The sequence below is a fragment of the Psychrobacter sp. UBA2514 genome, from assembly GCF_002341255.1.
Taxonomy (GTDB): domain Bacteria; phylum Pseudomonadota; class Gammaproteobacteria; order Pseudomonadales; family Moraxellaceae; genus Psychrobacter; species Psychrobacter pacificensis.
In genome coordinates this window covers 95863-98218 of record NZ_DDNS01000012.1, presented here as the reverse complement: position 1 = coordinate 98218, position 2356 = coordinate 95863, and the positions used below count along the sequence as shown (strand labels likewise).

Below are 2356 nucleotides of genomic sequence, written 5' to 3'. Positions count from 1 at the left end.
GAATGTTCAACACGCCCTAGTCATTCGTATCGATAGGCTGACAAGGATTATATAATCTAGGGTCATTGGCATAAATACTTAATTTTAAAACACTTCGTTTTGAAATAGTTATTTAATTGTTTGCCTATGCGGCAAGCGTTTGAAATAATAGCCGCCAGTTGGCATACCCTATGTGTGTTTCTTATTGCCCTATATTTATATTATTGCTGAGATGAAGAAATTATATGATCGAATTTAAAGACGTTGGTGTTCGCCGTGATGGTCGTGAATTGTTTGCAGGTGCAAGCTTTCAGCTACATCCAGGTCATAAAGTTGGCTTAACAGGCAACAACGGCACCGGCAAATCGACTTTATTTGCCTTATTGTTGACGCAAATGGGCAAAGGCGATACCGAGGTCACGCTCGATAAAGGTGAGGTCAGTATTCCTGATAGCTGGCATGTCGCGCATATGGCGCAGGAAGTCGGAGCCAGTGATCAGACGGCAATTGATTACGTGTTGAGCGGTGATGAGCAGTGGTATGAGATCAATGCAGCGCTCAATGACTTAAGTAGCGTCAGTGATGAGCAAATTGGCGTCTTGCATCAGCAGTTCGATGAAATCGATGGCTACCGTACGCCAACCAAAGCGGCACAAATCATGGCAGGCCTTGGGTTTAACACCAGTCAGCACGAGCTGCCTGTCTCAGGGTTTTCAGGTGGCTGGCGCATGCGCTTAAACCTCGCCAAAACTTTGATGAGCCGCGCTGATCTGATGCTACTCGATGAGCCGACCAACCATTTAGACTTAGACGCCATTCTCTGGCTTGAGACTTGGATCAATGCTTATACTGGACTGGTCATCGTCATCTCGCATGACCAAGCGTTTTTGGATGCTACCGTCGGTCATATCTTGCACGTCGAACAACAAAAAATAACCCTTTATACGGGTAATTATCAACAGTTCATTCGCACCCGTCACGAGCGCATGGCGCAGCAGCAGCAAGCCTTTGAGAAGCAAGAAGCGACCCGCGCCCACTTGGATGATTTCATTCGTCGTTTCCGTGCCAAAGCCAGTAAAGCCAAGCAAGCCCAAAGCCGTATCAAACAGCTAGAGCGTATGGCAGAGCTCTCACCAATGATGGCTGATAACCCATTCTCTTTTCGCTTTTATGAACCGGCAAACATGAGCTCACCGCTGATTGAGCTGACCCATGCAGATATTGGCTACAGCGAGACGCCGCTACTGCGTGATGCCAATGTGCAAGTGACGCCGGATACGCGTATTGGCCTATTGGGCATGAATGGCGCAGGTAAGTCGACCTTGATTAAAGCCTTGGTCGGCGAGCTGAAAATTTTGTCAGGTACTTACCGCGTGTCCGATACCTTAAAACTTGGCTACTTTAACCAGCATCAAATGGATATCTTGGATGCCAAAGCCACGCCGATAGAAATGCTGCGCCGCCTAGCAGGCAAGACCTCTGATGCCGTGTTACGCTCATTTTTGGGCAGCTTTGATTTTCGCGGAGATCGTATCGATACGCCAAGTGAGCTATTCTCTGGTGGCGAGCGTGCGCGTCTGACGCTAGCATTGATCGTTTGGCAACGTCCCAACGTCCTTGTACTCGATGAGCCAACTAACCATTTGGACTTACAAATGCGCCAAGCATTGACGATCGCCTTGCAAGGTTTTAAAGGCGCGGTGGTATTGGTGTCGCATGATCGTGAGTTAATTGCCAATGTCTGTGATGAGCTGTATCTGGTTCATGATGGCAGAATTGACGAGTTTGACGGTGACATCAGTGACTACGGCAAATGGCTGGCAGAAAAGCGTAAGCAAGAAAACGCATCAGACAAAAGTAGCAGTAAGAAGAAAAGCAAGAAAGAGAGCAAAAAATTGGTTTCACGTGAAACAGGCAATAGCCAAGTGACCAATCAAGTGAGCAATACAGCACCTGATAATGCATCAAAAAGTAACACTGCGACCCCAGCGCTTAGTAAAGAAGAACAACGCAAATTAGCCGCTGAACAGCGTAAACGTACTGCACCTATCCGCCGCGAGATAGAAGAGACTGAAAAAGCACTTGCCAAGATTGAAGGGCAGCTTGCAACGCTTGAGGAAAAGCTAGCTGATACCAAGTTGTACGAAGAAAGCCGTAAGGCGGACTTACTGGTCTTATTGAATGAGCAAACCGCACTACAGCAGCAGCACAGCGATAACGAAGAAAAATTGCTGCTATCGATGACGACGCTAGAAGAGATGGAAGCGGAATTTTAGTAGCAAGTTATATGAGATTTGGCTGTTAAGCGATTTTCGTCGTAAGTAATCAAACATAAAAAAGGGAGGGCATCAGCCCTCCCTTTTTTTACATCGTTTTT

At 46.9% G+C, this 2356-nt stretch carries 1 protein-coding gene; it reads left to right on the top strand.

The annotated features are described in order from the left end of the window. Positions 1–224: 224 nt before the first annotated feature. The gene (locus B3V51_RS04520) at positions 225–2255 is read left to right on the top strand and encodes an ATP-binding cassette domain-containing protein (RefSeq protein ID WP_212564045.1); all 2031 of its coding nucleotides are present in this window, start codon (positions 225–227) and stop codon (positions 2253–2255) included. Positions 2256–2356 lie beyond the last annotated feature (101 nt).